At 65.0% G+C, this 18,142-nt stretch carries 21 protein-coding genes; 9 read left to right on the top strand and 12 right to left on the bottom strand.

Annotated elements, in window-relative coordinates; genetic code table 11:
• Nucleotides 1-4: 4 nt before the first annotated feature.
• The 10 genes from P6U30_RS01215 to P6U30_RS01170 all read right to left on the bottom strand — a co-directional run bounded on the left by P6U30_RS01215 (nucleotide 5) and on the right by P6U30_RS01170 (nucleotide 9,524).
• Nucleotides 5-916 (bottom strand): FAD:protein FMN transferase, encoded by a 912-nt coding sequence (locus tag P6U30_RS01215; protein WP_407167752.1) that lies wholly within the window; start codon nucleotides 914-916, stop codon nucleotides 5-7.
• Entirely contained in the window at nucleotides 897-1,367 is a 471-nt protein-coding gene (locus tag P6U30_RS01210) for an FMN-binding protein (RefSeq protein ID WP_407167751.1), read from the bottom strand. Before P6U30_RS01210 ends, P6U30_RS01215 begins: the two co-directional genes overlap by 20 nt.
• A gap of 65 nt (nucleotides 1,368-1,432) precedes the next feature.
• A complete protein-coding gene (locus P6U30_RS01205) occupies nucleotides 1,433-3,076 on the bottom strand; it encodes a hypothetical protein (RefSeq protein WP_407167750.1) in 1,644 nt (547 codons plus the stop codon).
• A gap of 179 nt (nucleotides 3,077-3,255) precedes the next feature.
• Nucleotides 3,256-3,831, bottom strand: coding sequence for a cytochrome b/b6 domain-containing protein (locus P6U30_RS01200; protein WP_407167749.1), 576 nt, complete (start codon nucleotides 3,829-3,831; stop codon nucleotides 3,256-3,258).
• 10 nt (nucleotides 3,832-3,841) lie between these two features.
• Nucleotides 3,842-4,120 carry a PepSY domain-containing protein gene (locus P6U30_RS01195; protein ID WP_407167748.1) on the bottom strand — a complete coding sequence of 93 codons (279 nt, stop codon included), beginning with the start codon at nucleotides 4,118-4,120 and terminating at the stop codon, nucleotides 3,842-3,844.
• A gap of 226 nt (nucleotides 4,121-4,346) precedes the next feature.
• Complete coding sequence (locus tag P6U30_RS01190) at nucleotides 4,347-6,884, bottom strand: EAL domain-containing protein (protein WP_407167747.1); 2,538 nt, start codon at nucleotides 6,882-6,884, stop codon at nucleotides 4,347-4,349.
• A 196-nt stretch (nucleotides 6,885-7,080) separates the two neighbouring features.
• Nucleotides 7,081-7,890 (bottom strand): SDR family oxidoreductase, encoded by an 810-nt coding sequence (locus tag P6U30_RS01185; RefSeq protein ID WP_407167746.1) that lies wholly within the window; start codon nucleotides 7,888-7,890, stop codon nucleotides 7,081-7,083.
• 44 nt (nucleotides 7,891-7,934) lie between these two features.
• Nucleotides 7,935-8,357, bottom strand: a complete 423-nt coding sequence (locus tag P6U30_RS01180) for a PaaI family thioesterase (protein ID WP_407167745.1) — start codon at nucleotides 8,355-8,357, stop codon at nucleotides 7,935-7,937.
• Complete coding sequence (locus P6U30_RS01175) at nucleotides 8,354-9,157, bottom strand: crotonase/enoyl-CoA hydratase family protein (RefSeq protein ID WP_407167744.1); 804 nt, start codon at nucleotides 9,155-9,157, stop codon at nucleotides 8,354-8,356. Before P6U30_RS01175 ends, P6U30_RS01180 begins: the two co-directional genes overlap by 4 nt.
• Nucleotides 9,158-9,173: 16 nt before the next feature.
• The gene (locus P6U30_RS01170) at nucleotides 9,174-9,524 is read right to left on the bottom strand and encodes a hypothetical protein (protein ID WP_407167743.1); all 351 of its coding nucleotides are present in this window, start codon (nucleotides 9,522-9,524) and stop codon (nucleotides 9,174-9,176) included.
• A 99-nt stretch (nucleotides 9,525-9,623) separates the two neighbouring features.
• On the opposite strand from P6U30_RS01170, the gene P6U30_RS01165 reads away from it, so the two are divergent.
• From P6U30_RS01165 to P6U30_RS01155, 3 genes are read left to right on the top strand one after another with little or no spacing between them, the layout of a single operon-like run.
• On the top strand, nucleotides 9,624-10,166 hold the full coding sequence (locus P6U30_RS01165; RefSeq protein WP_407167742.1) for a TetR/AcrR family transcriptional regulator: 543 nt from the start codon (nucleotides 9,624-9,626) through the stop codon (nucleotides 10,164-10,166).
• Nucleotides 10,167-10,212: 46 nt separating this feature from the next.
• Nucleotides 10,213-10,410, top strand: a complete 198-nt coding sequence (locus P6U30_RS01160) for a Trm112 family protein (protein WP_044586449.1) — start codon at nucleotides 10,213-10,215, stop codon at nucleotides 10,408-10,410.
• Nucleotides 10,411-10,419: 9 nt separating this feature from the next.
• On the top strand, nucleotides 10,420-11,334 hold the full coding sequence (locus P6U30_RS01155) for an alpha/beta hydrolase family protein (protein WP_407167741.1): 915 nt from the start codon (nucleotides 10,420-10,422) through the stop codon (nucleotides 11,332-11,334).
• A gap of 63 nt (nucleotides 11,335-11,397) precedes the next feature.
• On the opposite strand, the gene P6U30_RS01150 is transcribed toward P6U30_RS01155, so the two are convergent.
• Complete coding sequence (locus P6U30_RS01150; protein WP_407167740.1) at nucleotides 11,398-12,618, bottom strand: ubiquinone biosynthesis hydroxylase; 1,221 nt, start codon at nucleotides 12,616-12,618, stop codon at nucleotides 11,398-11,400.
• 200 nt (nucleotides 12,619-12,818) lie between these two features.
• Here P6U30_RS01150 and tesB point away from each other — a divergent pair, with 200 nt between their 5' ends.
• Complete coding sequence (gene tesB, locus P6U30_RS01145; protein WP_407149607.1) at nucleotides 12,819-13,682, top strand: acyl-CoA thioesterase II; 864 nt, start codon at nucleotides 12,819-12,821, stop codon at nucleotides 13,680-13,682.
• Between the two features lie 112 nt (nucleotides 13,683-13,794).
• On the opposite strand, the gene P6U30_RS01140 is transcribed toward tesB, so the two are convergent.
• Nucleotides 13,795-14,682 (bottom strand): DUF4339 domain-containing protein, encoded by an 888-nt coding sequence (locus tag P6U30_RS01140; RefSeq protein ID WP_407167739.1) that lies wholly within the window; start codon nucleotides 14,680-14,682, stop codon nucleotides 13,795-13,797.
• Nucleotides 14,683-14,956: 274 nt separating this feature from the next.
• Here P6U30_RS01140 and P6U30_RS01135 point away from each other — a divergent pair, with 274 nt between their 5' ends.
• From P6U30_RS01135 to P6U30_RS01115, 5 genes are all read left to right on the top strand, one after another.
• Nucleotides 14,957-15,295: a P-II family nitrogen regulator gene (locus P6U30_RS01135; RefSeq protein WP_407149605.1), complete on the top strand. Its 339-nt coding sequence runs from the start codon at nucleotides 14,957-14,959 to the stop codon at nucleotides 15,293-15,295.
• Between the two features lie 71 nt (nucleotides 15,296-15,366).
• Nucleotides 15,367-16,683: an ammonium transporter gene (locus tag P6U30_RS01130; RefSeq protein ID WP_407167738.1), complete on the top strand. Its 1,317-nt coding sequence runs from the start codon at nucleotides 15,367-15,369 to the stop codon at nucleotides 16,681-16,683.
• 98 nt (nucleotides 16,684-16,781) lie between these two features.
• Nucleotides 16,782-17,096, top strand: coding sequence for an ArsR/SmtB family transcription factor (locus P6U30_RS01125; RefSeq protein WP_407149603.1), 315 nt, complete (start codon nucleotides 16,782-16,784; stop codon nucleotides 17,094-17,096).
• Nucleotides 17,093-17,449 (top strand): SRPBCC domain-containing protein, encoded by a 357-nt coding sequence (locus tag P6U30_RS01120; RefSeq protein ID WP_407167737.1) that lies wholly within the window; start codon nucleotides 17,093-17,095, stop codon nucleotides 17,447-17,449. The genes P6U30_RS01125 and P6U30_RS01120 overlap by 4 nt, the downstream gene beginning before the upstream one ends.
• A 40-nt stretch (nucleotides 17,450-17,489) precedes the next feature.
• A complete protein-coding gene (locus P6U30_RS01115; RefSeq protein WP_407167736.1) occupies nucleotides 17,490-18,092 on the top strand; it encodes an ATP-dependent Clp protease proteolytic subunit in 603 nt (200 codons plus the stop codon).
• Nucleotides 18,093-18,142: the final 50 nt, after the last annotated feature.

The following is an 18,142-nucleotide window of genomic DNA, read 5'->3' as shown; positions in this document are numbered from 1 at the left end:
ACGCTTAAGCCGCAAGGTGCACCGCCTGAGGCCAGTCGGAGGTGATCTGCATCTCCCCGTCGACCGAGATCAACAAGGCGCTCGCTCCGTAATGCGCGAGCACGTCGCCGGCGCCGGTTCCGGAGATCATGACGACTTTCGTGAGCGCATCGGCGATCATGCATGACGGCGCCCGGACCGTGGCACCGGCAATGGCGCCGGGCGGCTTGCCGGTCAAGGGATCGATGATCGCGGATACCCCCGGAGCCGCTCCATCAATCAGATCGAATCGACGCGCCGTCGAGGCCAGCGCCTCATCGGTCAGCTCGATGCGCGCGAGCAAGCGGAGCGGGTCGCCCGGATGGCGCAGATGGACCGTGTGCGGCCCTTGCCCGAACACCCGAAGGTCGCCGCCGGCATTGACCAGCCCGCCCGGAATATCGAAGCCGCGCAACACCTCGATTGCGCGATCGACGGCAAAGCCCTTGGCGATCCCACCGAGGTCGATCGCGCTCGCCGGTGATAAAAGGCGCACGGTGTGGTCGGGCGAAAGCTCGATCGCCTCGGTGAGGCGACCCTCGGACACGGTGATCGGCGCGTCGTCCAATCCAGGGAGCAGACCCATGGCCTGCAACGCAGGTGCGACGGCCACATCGAAAACACCCTTGGAGCATCGATGCATCTTGAGCGCTGCCTCCAGCACCCGGAACGTCCAGGCATGGACGCGCGTCGGACGAATGCCGGCGTTCCGATTGATGCGGCTGACGTCGCTGTCGCTCTGGTGAAAACTCATCAGCCGATGAACCTCGGCGACTGCATCGAATGCGGCGTCGATGGCGGCCGCCGTGTCCGGTCCGGCCGCGGCGGCGACTTCGATCTCGACGAAGGTGCCGAGCAGCGGCCGCGCACGACGGATGCTATCGAAGGCGATTGGCATAGGCGGTCAGGATCCTCTTCACACCCTCGGTCACATGCGTCGATGACAGCGTCGCGCCGGAGATATTCCTGATGTCGCCATTGATCTTCAGTGCGCTGCCACTGGTCTTCCCGACGAATTGCGCCAGCCAGCTCGGACTTCTGATCTCGCCGCCATAGGATTCCCGGTACTGCAGGATTTCGACCTTGTGCACTGCGCCGCCCGGCGTCAGCGCCACCGCATAATCGATGTACAGGTGCTTGCCGATGACCCGGTCGAAGACGAAGAAGCCCGCGACCTTGCCGCCGGCTTCGGCCTTCCAGACGCGTCCCGCCTGGACTTCAGTAAAGTGCGTCGCCGATGGAAATGCCTGCTTTTGCGCCTCCTCGATCGACAGGTATTGAACGGCATAGGCGGGCGAAGCAATCGACACGAGTGCCGCCGCCGGCAGCGTATATCGAACCCACGTCATCTTTCACGCGACTCCCATCGTTTGTTGTCTTGCAGCGGCGCCCGTCCCGGGGCGCCGCACCGATCTCAGAAGAAGAATCCGACACCACCGAGGAATGAATCCGACATCGCACCGGTGATGCTCTTATCGATCACGTGCTGATAGGTCGCCTTCAGCGCGATCTTCGGTGATGGGAAGAGCGCAAATCCGGCGGTGTGGAACTGTCGCTGACCGGCGCCGGTCGGCAGGTTGGCATCGGTACCGGCAAAGCCGCCGGTCTGCAGGTTCTGGTAGGTATAGCGATAGAACGGCACCGCCTCCCATTCGCTGTTCAGAATGGTGCCGAGCGGCACATGATAGGCGATCTCGCCGGAATAGCCGTACATCGTCCTGCCGACATTGTTGGTAGGATCGGAATCGTTGTTGGCACGCAAGTTTTCCGGATGCCCGAATTCCGCGCGGACATATTCGCCGCGCAGCTCGAGACCGGTGTCGGGGACGCGGTAGCGGAATTCGGCGTCGAACATCGTCAGGCTCGAGTGGCCGAGGAAATTGCCGAAATCGTCATGCGCCCCGCGCGGCGTCGTGTTCGGCGAGTAATATGCGCTTACGCTTCCGGCGAAGCCGGGCAGGACCGTGGGCGTGACGTCGAGCCGTCCGGAGACAGCCACGGCATTGTTGAGTTGCTGGAAGTCGCCGAGCGGAGGCCTGGAGAACCCAAGCCCGTTCAGGCCGTCGATCCCTGCGACGTAGGGTGTTCCGGGAGGCGGCACCGTCCTGGCGTCGGTACGGTTGTCGAAGGAATCGCCGAAGTCCTCGTTGCTGGTGCTGACCATCACCTGATACTTCAGATCCTCGCTGATGGTGCCGTAGACACTGCTCGCCGGCACCTTCCATGTCGATGGAATGAGGCCGTTGTACAATTCGGGCCGGTTCACGCTGTAGAATTGCGTCGGCTCGTGATGCTGGTTGATGTAGCCGATCGGCACGAGATCGATGCCGGGCGCGCGCCAGTTGAACTGATCGAGGATCTTGAAATCGACCCAGAGCTGCTCGATCTCGGCGGTGCCGTGCAGCTTGTCGTCGTTGTCAAAGCCCGATCCGGCATGCTCGAACTCGATCTCCGCGTTGAAGATGATGTTCGGCGTAATCGCGTAGGTCGGCAACAGGACGAAGCGTTGCGCATCGAAGCCGTTCTGCCACTGGCCGTTGGCAGCCGGATTTTGCACCGAACCGAACTTGACCTCGCCATACGCGCCTATGCTGAGGCCAGGCACAGGTGAGTCCGCCACTCCGAGAATCGGCTTGTCTCCCGCCGCCGGCAGCGGCGGAAGATTCAGCATCGGCTTGGCCGGCGCCTCTGCGGATTGGGCCTCGGGCTTGCCCTTGGCTCCGTTTGCTTCCTGCTTGGCGTCCGGCGTCTGCTTTGCGTCGGTGGACGACGCCGTGGCGTTGGCGCTGCGGACCGAACCCGGCCGCGATGAGGACTTGGTGCCGGCCTCCGCTTGCAGACGGCTGTCCTTCTGCTTCAACTCGGCTTCGAGCGCTTCGATGCGCCGCTCCATCTTGTCGAGCTTTTTCAGCAGCGCCTCGTTCGCGCTATCGTCCGCCGCAAAGGCGCCGCTGCCGGTGACGATTGACAGCGCGGTCGCCGCGAGCAGCGCGGCTCGCGTTCGAAAGCCCGGCCCGAATTTCGATGCTTCCAAGTGCGTGTAAGGCTGTGACAGCATGCGCCCCCTCCTGATCCGCGGACGCGAAAGCCCGCGACAATTGGGCGCACCTAACACCACCGAGAAGTATTTCGGTACGTTTCAAACCGCCTGAGAGCCAGACGGCGGTTAGAATTTCTCCACTTTGGAATTAGAATAAGAAAAAACTAACCCGAGGCCCGGCGGAGCGACGTCGCTTCTCAGCGGCTGCGGATCAGCTTCCGTCCTGTGATCATCGCTTGCACCAGGTTCTGGCGCTGAAGAATGCCCATCACGACCACACCCAAGACGTGCAACACAACCAGGATGGCGACCGCATCCGAGGCATAGGCATGGGTGTCCTCGACCCACCAGACGCCGAAGAAGGTCACGGTGACCTGCATCGCACCCGTGATCGCCGAAATCGCGAGCAGCGTCAGCAGCGCCACCAGCATTGCAGAGCCGGCAGGATTGAGCCCGATATAGCGGCCGGTGACGCCGCGGCGCAGATTCCAGATGTAGCGTGGCGCCGCGCGCAGTCTCGCGGCCAGCATCGTGAACCGCGAATACCGCGTGCCGGCGAAGCCCCAGATCAGCCGGAACGCCAGCAGAGCGATCACGCTGTAGCCAGCCAGCCGGTGCAGCCGGTCATGGCCGTTCGGCGTGAACCATGCGATCAGGACAAGAGCCGCGAGGGCCCAGTGCCAGAGCCGCAGCGGCAGATCCCAGACCTGCACCGTCCGCGACGCGGTGCGCTGCGCGGACGGATTGTGCGGTGCTGGCACGGTCTCTGCCATCGACCCCAATTCACTTCGCGATCGTGTGCTTCAGGCTGAGATCCTCGGGGCTGTAGAACAACTCGTACAGCTTGCCATCCTTGACGCCGTACACTTCGTAGCAGGAGCCCTCGATCTTGGAGCGGCGTACCTCGTAGCCCGTCGCCTTGGCCTTGGCTTCAGCTTCGCTCGCCGGCTTCCACGACGCCTTGTCGAGCTTGGTGCAGTTCTTGTAGCCGTCGGCAAACGCCGCCGATCCCATCAGCCCCAACACAGACGCTGCAAGCACAGCACTCCGAATGACCTTCACGGATAACTCCTCCCGGTTTCAATGACGCGCGAAACGCGCCGCGCACGGCGCGGCAACCGAAGGACGCGGAGGTGATGACGAAGTCAATGTGACGCGGGGCTTGTAGGGCATTAGAGAGATTCTAGCCGCTGCGAAAACCGCAGTAGTCTCCGCATGCAAACCAGCATCCGGCGGCCCGCTGCGGCCTTACGCCTCACGCGGCCCGATTCGCAGCTTTAGCTCGGGGTCAGGACGCGGCGCCCGCGACGACACGGCGAGGAACGACGGGGTATTCCACCGTCGCCGACGCCCGTTCGCCGATCATCTGCGCGACCATGGCGCCCTGCACCGGCGGGCTGAAGTGGAAGCCCTGCACCTCCGCGCAGGCATCGTCGCGGAGGATGTCGAACTGCTCCCGGGTTTCCACGCCCTCGGCCGTCGTCGTCTTGCCGAGGCTGACGGCGAACCGGACCACCGCACGCGCAATCCGGCGCGATTCGTCCGTCGCCGCGGACAACTCGGAGACAAAGCTGCGGTCGATCTTGACCTTGTCGAATGGAAATCGCTGCAGGAAGCTCAGTGACGAATATCCGGTGCCGAAGTCATCAAGCGCAATCCGCACCCCCAGATCGTGCAACTGACCGAGCGCCGTGAACACTGCCTCGCTGTCGTGGATGATGGCGGTCTCGGTGACTTCGAGCTCGAGCCGCTGCGGGGCAATTCCAGCGCTCGCCAGCGCCCGCATCACGACAGGGACCAGCTCATGGCTGCGAAACTGGGCGGGTGACAGATTGACCGCGATCTTGAGATCGCAGGGCCATTTCGCCGCCTCGGCGCAGGCCGTTCGCAACACCCATTCCCCGAGCGGCACGATCAAACCGGTCTCTTCCGCCAGCGGGATGAACTTTGCCGGCGGGATCATGCCGCGCTGCGGATGATTCCATCGCAGCAGCGCCTCGAAGCCGCTGGTCTCGCCGCTCGCGACGTTGATGAACGGCTGGTAGTGCAGCTCGAACTCTCCGTTCAGCAGCGCGTGGCGCATATCGCGCTCGAGGCTGCGCCGGGCCTGCAGCAACTGATCGAGTTCCGGTTCGAAGAAGCGGTATGAGCCACGTCCGCGGCTCTTCGCCGAATAGAGCGCGAGATCGGCGCTCCTGAGAATCTCGTCCGAATCGGCGCCATCGCGCGGTGCGATCGCAATGCCGATACTGGTCGTGGTGATCACCCGATGATGGCCGAGATCGACGGCTTCACTGAGCGCCGTTCTGATCCTCTCGGCGAGTTGGCCTGCGTCCGCAACTGGATCGGTCACGAAGTCGATCACGGCGAACTCGTCGCCGCCGAGACGGGCGATCAGCGCCGTTTCGCTGACGCAGCGGCGCAGCCGCGCGGCCACCGCCTGCAGCAGCGCGTCGCCGGCGGGATGCCCGAGCGTGTCGTTGATGTCCTTGAAGCGATCAAGATCCAGCATCAGCACCGCAAGACTCGGTCCGCCCTGACCCGTCGCCGACAAGGCCTGCGCCATCCGCTCCTTGAGCAGCACGCGGTTGGGCAGGTCGGTCAGCGCATCATGCTGCGCCATGTGGGTGATCTTGGCCTCGGAGCGGCGCTGCTCGGTGACGTCGAGATGTGTCGCCACCCAGCCGCCGCCAATCATCGGCTGCCGCGTGACGCAGATCAGCCGGCCATCGGCAAGCTCGTCGACCCGGCTGTTGATCTCGTTGGCCGGCAGTGCATTCAACGTCGCGAGGCGCTGCGTCGCGGCGCTATCGCTGGTCTCGCCCTTGAGGATGCCGTTCACGATGCGATGCGTGATGATGTCGCGGTGGAGCGTCCCGGGCCGGAGCAGTTCGGGCGGCAGCCGGTACATATTGGCATAGCGCTCGTTGCACACGACAAGGCGCTTTTCCGCATCGAACATGCAGAGGCCCTCGCCCATGTGGTTGATAGCCGTATCGAGCCGCAGCTTCTGTTCCTGCAACTCACGCTGCGAGGCCTCGACTTGCTGGCGTGCGAGCGAGAGCTGGTTGATGATTTCCTCGAAACGGTGCGTGCGCAGCGCAAGACGACGATCCGCCAGCACGCCGACCAGGCTCATCCCGAGCACCGACAGCGCCACGCCGGCGATCGTCGCGGCAAGGAAGGCGGGAGAGAGCGACAGCGCGTCCGGAGCCAACCGCGGATCGGGAACGATCTCGACGGCGCCCATCGCCGTGAAGTGATGAGACACGATCGCAAGCGTCAGCAGCAGCGCGGCTGCGGTCGTCATCCAACGGTCCTGGTAGCGGACCGCGATCGCCAGCGCCGCATAGCCGAACAGCATGCCGAGCCCGATCGAGGCGACGACAAGGTCGATCGACCACGCCACGTGGCCCGGCACTTCGAGCGCCCACATGCCGAGATAGTGCATGCTGGCGATGCCGGCGCCGATAATCGCGCCACCGACCGGTGCATGCCAACGGCTCGACCCGCTGACGGCAAAGCCTAGGCCGCCGGACGTCAGCAGCATCGCCGCGGCGAGCGACAGCGCGGTCAGCGCGATGCTGTAGCCGGTCGGGACTCCCGGCTCATAGGCGAGCATGGCGATGAAATGCGTCGCCCAGATTCCGTAACCGATTGCGGCCCCCGCGATCGCGATCCAGATCAGGCGCGTCCTCGCTTGCGAGGCGATCGCACGGTGGAAAATGTTGACGGCAACAACGCTGGCGACGAAGCACACGAGGCCGGCAAGCAGAACCAGCCGCCAGTCATGCTCACCGGATATGCACGTAAAAATACGGTACATCGGGTCGGCTCATGATTGTCTGCTTCCACAGATAGTCCGATCGAGTTTTCGTCTCGATAATTTTTCCGGGCTTTCTGCGGCATGGTTATCCGCGCGTAAGCCGAATCCGCCGCGAAATTGATGACCCCATAAATTTAGTGATGGCCGGCACCGGACGGCGGTGCGGCGTTGTATCATCGCGGTGCGACCGCGTTTTTCACGCGCTTTGACGCACGGCCGATTGCTGGTTCAACCAATCCATCCAGGACAACGTTCCGCGCACGCCTCGGCTCACGACAAAACCCATGCCGCGCGCCGTCTTCTCCGAAAGCCTGATCGGCAGGATGGGCCGGCGTATGCCGCGGACTTTCTGGTAGTCGCGCGCGAACGCGCTGCCGTCGCGATCATCCGGACCACCGATCTCGGCGCGCACACCGCGCTGTCCGTCGAACGCGCATCTGACGAGATACTCGGCGACGTCAGACGTATCGACCGGATTGAACATCGTCGCGGGCACCGGCCAGAGCGGTAGCCATGACAGTCCGGCGAGCATGTTCGCCAGCAGATAGTAGAAAGGCATCGCGCGGACCACCGACCACGGCAGATCCGAGCTGCGGACCAGGCGCTCGCCTGCAAGCTTCACGCGGGCATAGGGCAACGACGCGTCATCCAGGCCAACGATCGAGACGTGAAGGAAATGCTGCACCGCTGCGTTACGGCACAGCGCCAGCAGCCGACCGGTTCCCTCGACGTCCACGGCCGAGGGAGACGCGAAGAAATCGACCGGCCTGAAGCCGCCCCGCCGCGCGATCGGCGAAAAGGTCGCCGCATTGATCACCGTGTGCACGCCCTTCAAGGAGGCATGTACGCCCTCCCCGGTCGCGAGATCGCCGATCGCCCATTCGACCTCCATCCCTGGCCGCGGCGAACGCGCGAGCACCCGCACCCGGTGCCCGGCGTGAAGCAGCCGGCTGACGACGTCACGACCGAGATGGCCGGTGCCTCCGGTGACGAGAACGAGCGTCATGTCCAGTGCTCCATCGATTGCGCGCATACGGCGCGCTGATCGTCTCATCCGCCGAGCGGAACGAGCACGGTCTCGCCGGTCGCGACGAGCGATAGCTCGCCCTGGTCGTTTTCTGCAAACAGCTCCGCCCGAGCGAATACTTGCTTGCGCCCGGCGCGTACCGTTCGGCCCCTCGCGACAAAGCGGCGGCCCGCGGCCGGCCTCAGGCAGTTCATCGAGAAATGCGATGCCGTCACCGCGCCCACGACCGTCGCCGCCGCGAAGCCGCAGGCGGTATCGAGCAAGGCCGCGATCATCCCGGCGTGCAAATGGCCGGCATATTGGGTCAAGTCGTCGCGCCACGGCATGTGCAACTCAGCCGCGCCGTCATCGGCCGCAACGACATCGAGCCCGATCAGACGATTGAAGGCAGCCGACGCGTTGGTGGCGATGAGACGCGGCAGATCGAATCCAGGACCGGCGGTCATGTGAAGCTCCATTGCGGTGTGCGATGTTCGAGATTGGCCCTGACAGCTTCGACATGATTCGGCGTGCCGAGCAGCGTGGCCTGGGCGGCGGTCTCGGCCGCGAGCCCGGTCGCCGCATCGCAGCCGACCGCGAGGTTGAGCAGCCGCTTGGCGGCGCGGATCGCATCCGGACTGCGGTCTGCGATCATGCGTGCGGTCGCGAGCGCCACGTCGCGCGGATCCTCCACAATTCGCGTGGCGAGGCCGAAGGCGAGCGCTTCCTGCGCCGAGAAGATGCGGGCGGTATAGGTCAGCTCGCGGACGACATCTTCGCCGGCGAGATGGCGCATTAGCTGCGTGCCGGCCATGTCCGGCACCAATCCCCATTTGGCCTCGACAATGGCGAGCCGCGTATCGGGCGCGAGATATCTGATGTCGGCGCCCAGCGTGAGCTGGAAGCCGCCGCCGAACGCGATGCCGTGAACCGCGGCGATGACCGGCACCGGCAACTCCCGCCACAGCCACACCAGGTGCTGCGCCCAATTGGCGATGCCGTGCGTGCGCTGGCCAAGGTCGGCGAACGGCAGAATGGATTCGCCTTCGGTTGTTGCGACCAGACGCTCGATGTCGAGCCCGGCGCAGAACGCCTCGCCTTCGCCTGACAGCACCACGGCGCTGATGCTGCGATCGTTCTTGAGCCGAGCGCCGGCGTCCGCGATCGCGCTGAACATCGCGGGATCGAGGGCGTTCAGCTTGGCCGGGCGATTGAGACGAACCTCGGCGATGCCGTTGGCGATACTGAGATGGACACGATCATCCATGATCGGCGCCACGGCGTTAATAGCCGGCGACGGCGAGCGCCACCACGGCGCTCATGCCGATCCAGCCGAAGTGGCGCCCGCGCGTGGCGATGGCGTTGGCCAGTGCGGCGCAGCCGAACACCACGGCGAGCGTGGCCACGATCCAGTGCCGCGCAGCGTCGGCCGCCATCGCAGGCGCTGCGGCCAGAAGCACCCCACCGCCGATCCACGCGACCGTGCCGGCCTGCCACACCAGGCGGAGCAGCAGACGCAGCCGCGGCGGCTCCACCGTGGCGCGGGCGAAGACCTTCGTCTCTCCAAGCGCGCCATGGATCAGGCTGATGATGATCGCGATGGCACCGGCGCCTTGCAGCAGAGTATCACGCATCGGACCGCCTCCATACAGTAGTGTATGGTTATGGTCTCGGCGCTGGCCGCTGTCAATACACTTGTGTATGGTGTGGAGGCAGGCACGACAGGGGGAACCATGGCCGATCAGCTCTCGGCGCAGGATTGGCTCGATCTGGGTCTGAAGACCCTGGCGAAGAATGGCTTCACCGCGCTGAAGGCCGATCCGCTGGCCAAGGCGATGGGCGTGTCGCGCGGCAGCTTCTACTGGCACTTCGCCGATATCGGCGCGTTCCACGCCGCGGTACTGAGGCGCTGGCGCGACGTCGCTGCGGAACAGATCATCGCCGGCATCGAAGCGGCCAAGGGCGAGGATCCCGTGGCCGTGCTGCTGCGGCTGACCTTCATCAGCAAGCTCGCGCTGGAGCGGGCGGTGCGGAGCTGGGCCGCGCATGACGGCGCCGCGCGCGCAGCCGTGCAGGCAATCGACCGCCGCCGGCTCGACTATATCGAGAGCCTGCTGAAGAAGGTCGGCCTGCCCGACGCCGTTGCCCGCGCTCGCGCCCAGATTCTTTACTGGACGTTTCTCGGTTTCGCGCTGTCCGATCAGGCGCTGCCGCAGGACAAGCAGCAGGCCGTGCTCGAGGAATTGTTGCGGATGGCGACCAGGCCGCCGTCATGACACCGTGCGATCGAGTATGCTAGATGACAACCAGCCGGAGACACCGATGAATTCAACGCCCGACCATCTCGAGAGCACCGCCGACCCGAAACTGCTGGAGATCCTGGTGTGCCCGATCACCAAGGGGCCGCTGGAATTCGACGCGACCAAACAGGAACTGATCTCGCGTTCCGCCAAGCTCGCCTATCCGATCCGCGATGGCATCCCGATCATGCTGCCGGAAGAGGCGAGGAAGATCGATTAGCACGACGGCATGCGGGCGATCGTCACATTGATGCTCTTGCTCGCTTCGCTGGCAAGCGCGGCAGCCGACGAGAGCAGGATGCGCATCGGGCCGATCGACGCAGTGCTGACCGTTCCGCCCGGTGTCGCGAAGCCGCCGGTCGCGCTCCTGATCGCCGGTTCCGGCTCGACCGATCATGACGGCAACGGGCCGCAGCTCAAGCCGGCGACGCTGAAGAAGCTCGCCGAGCAACTGGCCGCGCGCGGCATCGCGACGCTGCGCTACGACAAGCGCGGCGCAGGCGGCTGGAAGAAGGAATTCGGCCGCCCGGAGGATTTTCGCTTCAAGGATTTCGTCGACGACGCCGTGTCGCTGATCGAGTACCTGCGCGCAAGCGGCAAATTCTCTCGGCTCGCAGTGGTCGGGCACAGCGAAGGCGGCCTGGTTGCGCTGCTCGCCGTGCAGCGCTCGCCGGTCGATCGGCTGGTGCTGCTCGCGACGGCGGCGCGCAAGCAGGGTGACCTCCTGAAGGCGCAGCTCGAAAAGCAGCTACCTGCGGACAAATACGCGCCGCTCGCCAAGGCGATCGACGACATCATGGCCGGACAGATTGTCGATCCACCGCCGGCGGGGCTTGCGATTGCGCCGTCGATGCAACCCGGCATGGCCTCCGCCTTCAACGAGGATCCGATCGATCCGATGCGGAAGATCACCGGGCCGACGCTGATCATCGCAGGCGGCCGTGACCGTCAACTGGCGCGCGTCGATTTCCTCGCGCTCACCGCCGCCGACATCGCGGCCAAGTCATTATGGCTGCCCGACATGAACCATGTGCTGGTCGACGTCACCGACGCGGCGGACGACATCGCCAGCTACAACCAACCCGACCGGCCGCTCGATGCTGCCATGATCGATGCGGTGGCGAATTTTGTCGCGCAGGACTGAGTTGATTGTCGTCGCACGTTCGTAGATGGGGTAACGGGCCCCCCGGTCCCCCATCTACAAGGTTTACAGCGCCTCGCCCTTCAACAGCCGCGGCACTTCACCCGACAGTCCCGCCGCTTGGCGGATGAACATCTCCTTCAGCGGCGGCGCGCGGTCGACAAGGCCCAATCCGATGTCGCGCACGGTGCGCAGCAACGTCGATTCGTTGGAGAACAGGACGTTCAGCGAGTTGGTGGCAACGCCCATCGCCATGGTGTCGAAGCGCCGCCAGCGCTGATAGCGCTCGAGCACATCTGCTTGACCGGGATCCATGCCGAGCCGCGCCGTGTCGACGACGACCTCGGCCAGCGCCGCGACATCCTTCAGGCCCATGTTGAGGCCCTGCCCCGCGATCGGGTGGATCACATGCGCGGCATCGCCGATCAGCGCCAGCCGCTCGGCGATGAAGGAGCGTGCGACGAAATAGCCGAGCGGAAATGCGCGCGGCTTGTCGAGCGCCTTGACCTCGCCGAGACGCAGCCCGAAGCGCTGCTCGAGCTCGGCGTGGAATTCCTCATCACTCAACGCCACGATGCGCGCAGCATCCTTGCGCGTCTCGGTCCACACCAGCGAGGAGCGATTGCCGGTCAGCGGCAGGATTGCGAACGGACCTGCGGGCAGGAAATGCTCCTCGGCGCGGCCGTTGTGCGCGCGCTCATGTCCGACCGTGACGACGATGCCGGATTGATCGTACTCCCAGCCATGGGTCGCGATGCCGGCGCGTTCGCGCAGCTTCGAGCGTGCGCCGTCGGCCGCCACCAGCAGGCTCGCATCGACCATGGTGCCGTCGGCCAAGGTCACGCTGATGCCGTCGGTCCGGGCGTCATAGCTCGACACCGCGGTGGCGCGCAGTTCGACGCCCTCGGCCTCGGCGCGCGCCGCGAGCGCATCGATCAGATGGCGGTTCTCGACCATATGCGCGAACGGCTCACCGGGCGCGACATTGCCGGCGAAGGTCAGGAACACCGGGCGGGTGGCGTCCTGCAGCTTGGAATCGGTGACCACCATGTCCGTGATCGGCTGCGCGGTCGGTGCGACCTGGCCCCAGACGCCGAGCGTCTCGAACAGCCGCCGGCAGGCGGCCACGATCGCGGTCGCGCGCGGGTCGCGGCTTGGCCGCATGCCCAGTGCCGGATCGGCGACAATGACGGCCACGTCAGGCCCGAGCCCCTGGCGGAGCGCCACGGCCAGCGCCAGCCCGGCAAACGCGCCCCCGCAGATGACAATACTTCGCTGTCCCGGCATGCCCTTCCTTTGCGCGTTTGGCGCTCTCAGACTGTGCTTGCTACCTGATAATAGCTGGGCGAAACAGGGGCGTGAAACAAGGCCGTTACCGACATTCCGAGGCGATGCGACAGCATCGAACCCGGAATCTCGAGATTGTTGCGGCGAGATTTCCGGGTTCGCGCTGGCGCGCGCCCGGAATGACAAACGAGAGCGCGTCCATGTCCAAGAGCCTGATCGACCTGCTGTCCATTCTCGATCTCGAGCAACTCGAGGTGAATCTGTTCCGCGGCAACAGCCCGAAGACGAGCTGGCAGCGCGTATTCGGCGGCCAGGTGATCGGACAGGCCATGGTCGCCGCGTGCCGCACCGTCGAGGGCCGCCTGCCGCACTCGATCCATTGCTACTTCATTCTGCCCGGCGATCCGCAGATTCCGATCATCTACCAGGTCGAGCGCCTGCGCGACGGCAAGAGCTACACCACCCGCCGCGTCACCGCGATCCAGCACGGCAATGCGATCTTCTCCATCATGGTGTCGTTCCACGCCGAGGAGCAGGGCGCGTTCGACCATCAGGAGAAGATGCCCGAGGTGCCGCCGCCGGAGAAGCTGACCGCGGAGGAAGTGTCGAAGCAGCCGATGTTCAAGGAGATGCCGGAGTTCATCCGCCGCTACTACGAATCCGATCGGCCGATCGAGCTGCGCCCGGTCGAGCTCGGCCGCTACTTCGGCCAGAAGATCGACGATGGCCGCATCCATGTCTGGATCCGCACCGCCGCCAAGCTGCCCGACGATCCGGCGCTGCACATGTGCGCACTGGCCTATGCGTCGGACTTTTCGCTACTCGATGCTGTGATGGCCCGCTACGGCCGCACGCTGTTCGACAAGCGCATGATGCCGGCGAGCCTCGACCACGCGATGTGGTTTCACCGCCCGTTCCGCGCCGACGAATGGCTGCTCTACGCGCAGGATTCGCCGAGCGCGCAATCAGGCCGCGGCCTGACGCGCGGCCTGATCTTCAAGCCCGACGGGACGCTGGTCGCCTCGGTCGCACAGGAAGGCTCGGTGCGCGAACGCAAGGCGTAGATCGCTTTGAAGCGAAGCGGGCCCCGGGTTCGCGCGAAGAAAACGCGTCAAACAAGAACCTGATCCCCAGTGCAAACTGGCGGCGTTTGCGCGCAGGTCATCCTCATACCGGTTACACGCCCGGCTGCGTGCCTCGCTGCACCAGCGCGGTCTGCGACGCGATCCAGCGCATCATCCAGCGATACACCCATGGGATCGGGATGACGAAGGCGATGCCGATAAAGGTCACGATGCCGCGCCGCAGGAATTCCAGCCCGGTGCCGTTGAAGGTGACGTCGTGGCGCGTGCCCTGGATGTTCTGGCAGAACCAGCGCGTCCAGGCGGCATAGACCCACGCCCAGCCGATGATCGTGATGAACGAGATCGCCGCCAGCAGGGTCCAGCCGAGATAGGCCCAGAACGAGCCGGTGAAGGTCAGCCCGAGCAGTTGCCCGTTGGAGGCGATATTGGCGACCAGCCATTTCAGGAACAGCCAGTACAACGCGATCTCGACCAGGGCGATCAGAAGATTGAGCAACTGGCTCTCGAGCATCGACACCGCGAGAATGAGCACAACCGCGCCGAAGAACCAGGGCACGACCGTCATTGCGCTCCCCTCAAAACTGAGATTTGGCCGCGAGGGCACGTGCACGCACGGGACCAGCCATTTGAGGTACCAAACCAGCATCCATGGCAGCGGAATGACGAAGGCGCTTGCGATCGCGAACACCACCGTGCGCCAGATGAATTGCCAGATGCCGAAATCGATCGACAATTGTCCGCCGCCGTAGCTTGCCGAGGCCACCGCCGGACCGCCGGCCTGCGGGAATGCCGGCGACGCGGCGGCACCTAGCATGAGGCCCGGAACGTCATTCGCCTTCTGCCAGCCAGCCATCCCTTCGGTCCAGACCAGCGTGTCGGCCCGCACCGTCCCGCGGGCGATCAGGTCGCGGAGCTGCGCCTCCGGCAGGGGACCTCTCTGCTGGCCTTCCGATGCATAAAACCAGGTTCGGTTCGGCATGTTTGTCGTCCTCGGGGCGGGAACGCAGCGGAGAATGAGCCAGCGAGGTCGCCGGCCAGTGGGAAAGTCGCATTCTGGCCGAGGGTTCTGATCCCGTATAGTGACGGAGCCCACGCGCTGGGCACGTTTTCCCCTTCAACCTGCAAGTTTTTTGTGCCATGTGCCCAGAAAGATGCCAGATTTGGTGGACGCAGGACGCTGGCCGCCTGGTCGGCGGGTGACGCCCAGGGAACAGGGCGCATGCGGAAAACCTCAAGGGAATGAAGGCCTGACCATGAAACTCGTCGTCGCGATCATCAAACCGTTCAAGCTGGACGAGGTGCGCCAGGCGCTGACAGCGATCGGCGTCCACGGCATGACCGTGACCGAGGTGAAGGGCTATGGCCGCCAGAAAGGCCACACCGAGATCTATCGCGGCGCCGAATATGTCGTGAACTTCCTGCCCAAGCTCAGGATCGAGATCGCGGTCGATTCCGACCTCGCCGAGAAAGCGGTCAGCGTCATCACCCAGCACGCGCGCACCGGCCAGATCGGCGACGGCAAGATCTTCGTGACGCCGATCGACCACGCCCTGCGCATCCGCACCGGCGAGACCGACAACGACGCGCTCTGAGACTTCACGTTCATGACCGCCGCCGGCAACGACGCCGGCGCGCAAAAAACACCCCACGCCGAGGAATGATGATGAGGGCACGGGCTCTTCGTGCAGCGAAAATCGCTGCGCCGATCAATGCTGCAATCCTGCTTGCGCTAGGCACGCCGGCCTTCGCGCAGGATTCGGCCAGTTCGACCGTCAACGCCGCCGACACCGCCTGGATGATCGTCGCCACCGCGCTGGTGCTGATGATGACGATTCCGGGGCTTGCGCTGTTCTACTCCGGCATGGTGCGCAAGAAGAACGTGCTGGCGACGATGGCGCAGAGCCTCGCGGCGGTGGCGATCGTCTCGATCCTCTGGGTCACCTTCGGCTATTCGCTGGCCTTTGTCGGCGACGGTCCCTGGCTCGGCTCGCTCGACCGCTGGTTCCTCGCGGGCCTGACGATGGACAGCATCAACCCGGCAGCCAAGACGATCCCCGAAGCGCTGTTCATGCTGTACCAGATGACGTTCGCGATCATCACGGTGGCGCTGGTCGCGGGCTCGGTCGCCGACCGCATGCGTTTCTCGGCCTATGTGCTGTTCTCGATCGGCTGGTTCACCTTCGCCTATGTGCCGCTGGCGCATTGGGTGTGGGGCGGCGGTTTCCTCGCTTCGACCGGCGTGCTCGATTTCGCCGGCGGCCTCGTCGTGCATCTCTCTGCCGGCGTCAGCGGCCTGGTGGCGGCCAAGGTGATGGGCAATCGCCAGGGCTATGGCCATGACAACTTGTCGCCGTTCGATCTGTCGCTCGCCGTGATGGGCACCGGCCTGCTGTGGGTCGGCTGGTTCGGCTTCAACGGCGGCTCGGCGCTCGCGGCCAATTCGCGCGCGGTGATGGCGATCACCGCCACCCATCTTGCGGCCTGCGCGGGTGCGCTGACCTGGGGCGGCATCGAATGGGCGACGCGCCGCAAGCCGTCGGTGCTCGGCATGATCTCCGGCGCTGTCGCCGGCCTTGGCACCATCACGCCGGCCTCAGGCTACGTCGCGCCGTGGCACGGCGTGATCATCGGCATCATTGCCGGCCTGGTCTGCTACTGGGCCTGCACCTGGCTGAAGCACCGCTTCAAATATGACGACTCGCTCGACGTGTTCGGCGTCCACGGCATCGGCGGCCTGACCGGCACGCTGCTGGCGGGCGTGTTCGCAGCGTCGGCGATCTGCGGCACCTCGGGGCTGCTCGAGGGCAACCCGAAGCAGTTCCTGATCCAGTTCTACGGCGTCGCCGTCACGCTGGTCTGGTGCGGCGGCATAACCTTCGTGCTGCTCAAGCTGGTCAGCGCCTTCGTCCCGCTGCGTGTCTCGGTGCAGCAGGAGCTGGAGGGCCTCGACATCACCCAGCACGGCGAGGCGCTGCAGTGAGGCGGCGGGCTTAGACGGTTCGCGTGACGCGGCCGCGCCCGCCCTGGTCCGCTCGTTTCGGGCTTGCATGACACATAAGTGTATGCTTATGTGTCGATATGATCGAAGCCGACATCTTCAAGGCGCTGGCCGATCCCACGCGCCGAAAGGTCTTTGAAAAGCTCGCTGGCGGAAGCCTGAATGCCAGCGCCTTGCGCGACGGCTTGGAGATCAGCCAGCCGGCGATGTCGCAGCATCTCGCGGTGCTGCGCGCGGCGGGCCTGGTGCGCGAGCAGCGGCAGGGCCGCTTCGTCAATTATGAAGTCGACCCGGACGGGATCGCCACCATCGGGACATGGCTTGCGCGCTATCGCGCCTACTGGCCGAAGCGCATCGAAGCACTCACCGACTTGCTGAAGGACATGGATCAATGAGCGATGCAGTTGAGGCCGACCGCGCCGACCCCGCCCTGGTGCTCGAATATGAGCTCGATGCGCCGCCGGAAAAGGTTTGGCGCGCCGTGACCATTCCCGCGCTGCGCCAGCGCTGGTTGCCCGATGCCGACCTTGCCGGAGCCGAGCCGGAATCGTCGGTCGCGGGCGAGGAGGTGCGCTACCGGCTCCGCGAGTCCGAGCCGCCGTTTCGCGAGAGCCACGTCACTTTCCGGATCGAGCCGAACGAGGCCGGCGGCACCCGGTTTCGCATCATTCAGGTGGCCTGCGACGCCAGACGACCGCTGCCGCAGGCAGCCAACAGCAACGGCCGCTGCCTGATGCGCGCGGCCTGACGGCAAACGACTTCATCACCTGCTGAAAGGGAGATCGCCGATGCGCGACATGCTGCAACTCGTCCCTATGGTCGTCGAACAATCCACCCGCGGCGAACGCTCCTTCGACATCTATTCGAGGCTCTTGCGCGAGCGCATCATCTTCCTGAACGGCGAGGTCAACGACGCCATGTCCGGGCTGGTCTGCGCGCAGCTCCTGTTCCTGGAGGCGGAGAACCCGAACAAGCCGATCAATCTCTACATCAACTCCTATGGCGGCGTGATCACCAGCGGGCTTGCGATGTACGACACCATGCAGTTCATCAAGGCGCCGGTGCATACGCTGTGCATGGGCACCGCGCGCTCGATGGGCTCGTTCCTGCTGATGGCCGGCGAGCCCGGTCACCGCGCCGCCTTGCCGAATGCCAGCCTGCACATGCACCAGCCGCTCGGCGGCTTCCAGGGCCAGGCCTCCGACATCCTGATCCACGCCACTGAGATGCAGGAGACCAAGCGACGCATCATCCGGCTCTACGCACAGCATTGCCGGCGCGGCGAAGCGGACGTGGAGCGGACGCTCGACCGCGATCACTTCATGACCGCGCAGCAGGCGCTCGACTGGGGATTGATCGACAGGGTTCTTGCGCAACGCGAGGCGGCCTGAACCGAGATCTCGCAGAGCCCGTGGCCGGCGCGTTCGCGCAGTCATTGGCT

The organism is Bradyrhizobium sp. ORS 111 (genome assembly GCF_045571485.1).
Lineage (GTDB): Bacteria > Pseudomonadota > Alphaproteobacteria > Rhizobiales > Xanthobacteraceae > Bradyrhizobium.
Note: the sequence above shows the minus strand (reverse complement) of the source record. Positions and strands in the feature narration are given on the sequence as shown.

Bases quoted from the DNA above. Each gene is read 5' to 3' on its own strand.
- tesB (WP_407149607.1), top strand. From the start codon at position 12,819: ATGTCCAAGAGCCTGATCGACCTGCTGTCCATTCTCGATCTCGAGCAA.
- P6U30_RS01160 (WP_044586449.1), top strand. From the start codon at position 10,213: ATGAATTCAACGCCCGACCATCTCGAGAGCACCGCCGACCCGAAACTG.
- P6U30_RS01155 (WP_407167741.1), top strand. From the start codon at position 10,420: ATGCGGGCGATCGTCACATTGATGCTCTTGCTCGCTTCGCTGGCAAGC.
- P6U30_RS01135 (WP_407149605.1), top strand. From the start codon at position 14,957: ATGAAACTCGTCGTCGCGATCATCAAACCGTTCAAGCTGGACGAGGTG.
- P6U30_RS01185 (WP_407167746.1), bottom strand. From the start codon at position 7,890: ATGACGCTCGTTCTCGTCACCGGAGGCACCGGCCATCTCGGTCGTGAC.
- P6U30_RS01140 (WP_407167739.1), bottom strand. From the start codon at position 14,682: ATGCCGAACCGAACCTGGTTTTATGCATCGGAAGGCCAGCAGAGAGGT.
- P6U30_RS01175 (WP_407167744.1), bottom strand. From the start codon at position 9,157: ATGGATGATCGTGTCCATCTCAGTATCGCCAACGGCATCGCCGAGGTT.
- P6U30_RS01180 (WP_407167745.1), bottom strand. From the start codon at position 8,357: ATGACCGCCGGTCCTGGATTCGATCTGCCGCGTCTCATCGCCACCAAC.
- P6U30_RS01170 (WP_407167743.1), bottom strand. From the start codon at position 9,524: ATGCGTGATACTCTGCTGCAAGGCGCCGGTGCCATCGCGATCATCATC.
- P6U30_RS01125 (WP_407149603.1), top strand. From the start codon at position 16,782: ATGATCGAAGCCGACATCTTCAAGGCGCTGGCCGATCCCACGCGCCGA.
- P6U30_RS01115 (WP_407167736.1), top strand. From the start codon at position 17,490: ATGCGCGACATGCTGCAACTCGTCCCTATGGTCGTCGAACAATCCACC.
- P6U30_RS01200 (WP_407167749.1), bottom strand. From the start codon at position 3,831: ATGGCAGAGACCGTGCCAGCACCGCACAATCCGTCCGCGCAGCGCACC.
- P6U30_RS01210 (WP_407167751.1), bottom strand. From the start codon at position 1,367: ATGACGTGGGTTCGATATACGCTGCCGGCGGCGGCACTCGTGTCGATT.
- P6U30_RS01165 (WP_407167742.1), top strand. From the start codon at position 9,624: ATGGCCGATCAGCTCTCGGCGCAGGATTGGCTCGATCTGGGTCTGAAG.
- P6U30_RS01130 (WP_407167738.1), top strand. From the start codon at position 15,367: ATGAGGGCACGGGCTCTTCGTGCAGCGAAAATCGCTGCGCCGATCAAT.
- P6U30_RS01215 (WP_407167752.1), bottom strand. From the start codon at position 916: ATGCCAATCGCCTTCGATAGCATCCGTCGTGCGCGGCCGCTGCTCGGC.
- P6U30_RS01205 (WP_407167750.1), bottom strand. From the start codon at position 3,076: ATGCTGTCACAGCCTTACACGCACTTGGAAGCATCGAAATTCGGGCCG.
- P6U30_RS01150 (WP_407167740.1), bottom strand. From the start codon at position 12,618: ATGCCGGGACAGCGAAGTATTGTCATCTGCGGGGGCGCGTTTGCCGGG.
- P6U30_RS01120 (WP_407167737.1), top strand. From the start codon at position 17,093: ATGAGCGATGCAGTTGAGGCCGACCGCGCCGACCCCGCCCTGGTGCTC.
- P6U30_RS01190 (WP_407167747.1), bottom strand. From the start codon at position 6,884: ATGTACCGTATTTTTACGTGCATATCCGGTGAGCATGACTGGCGGCTG.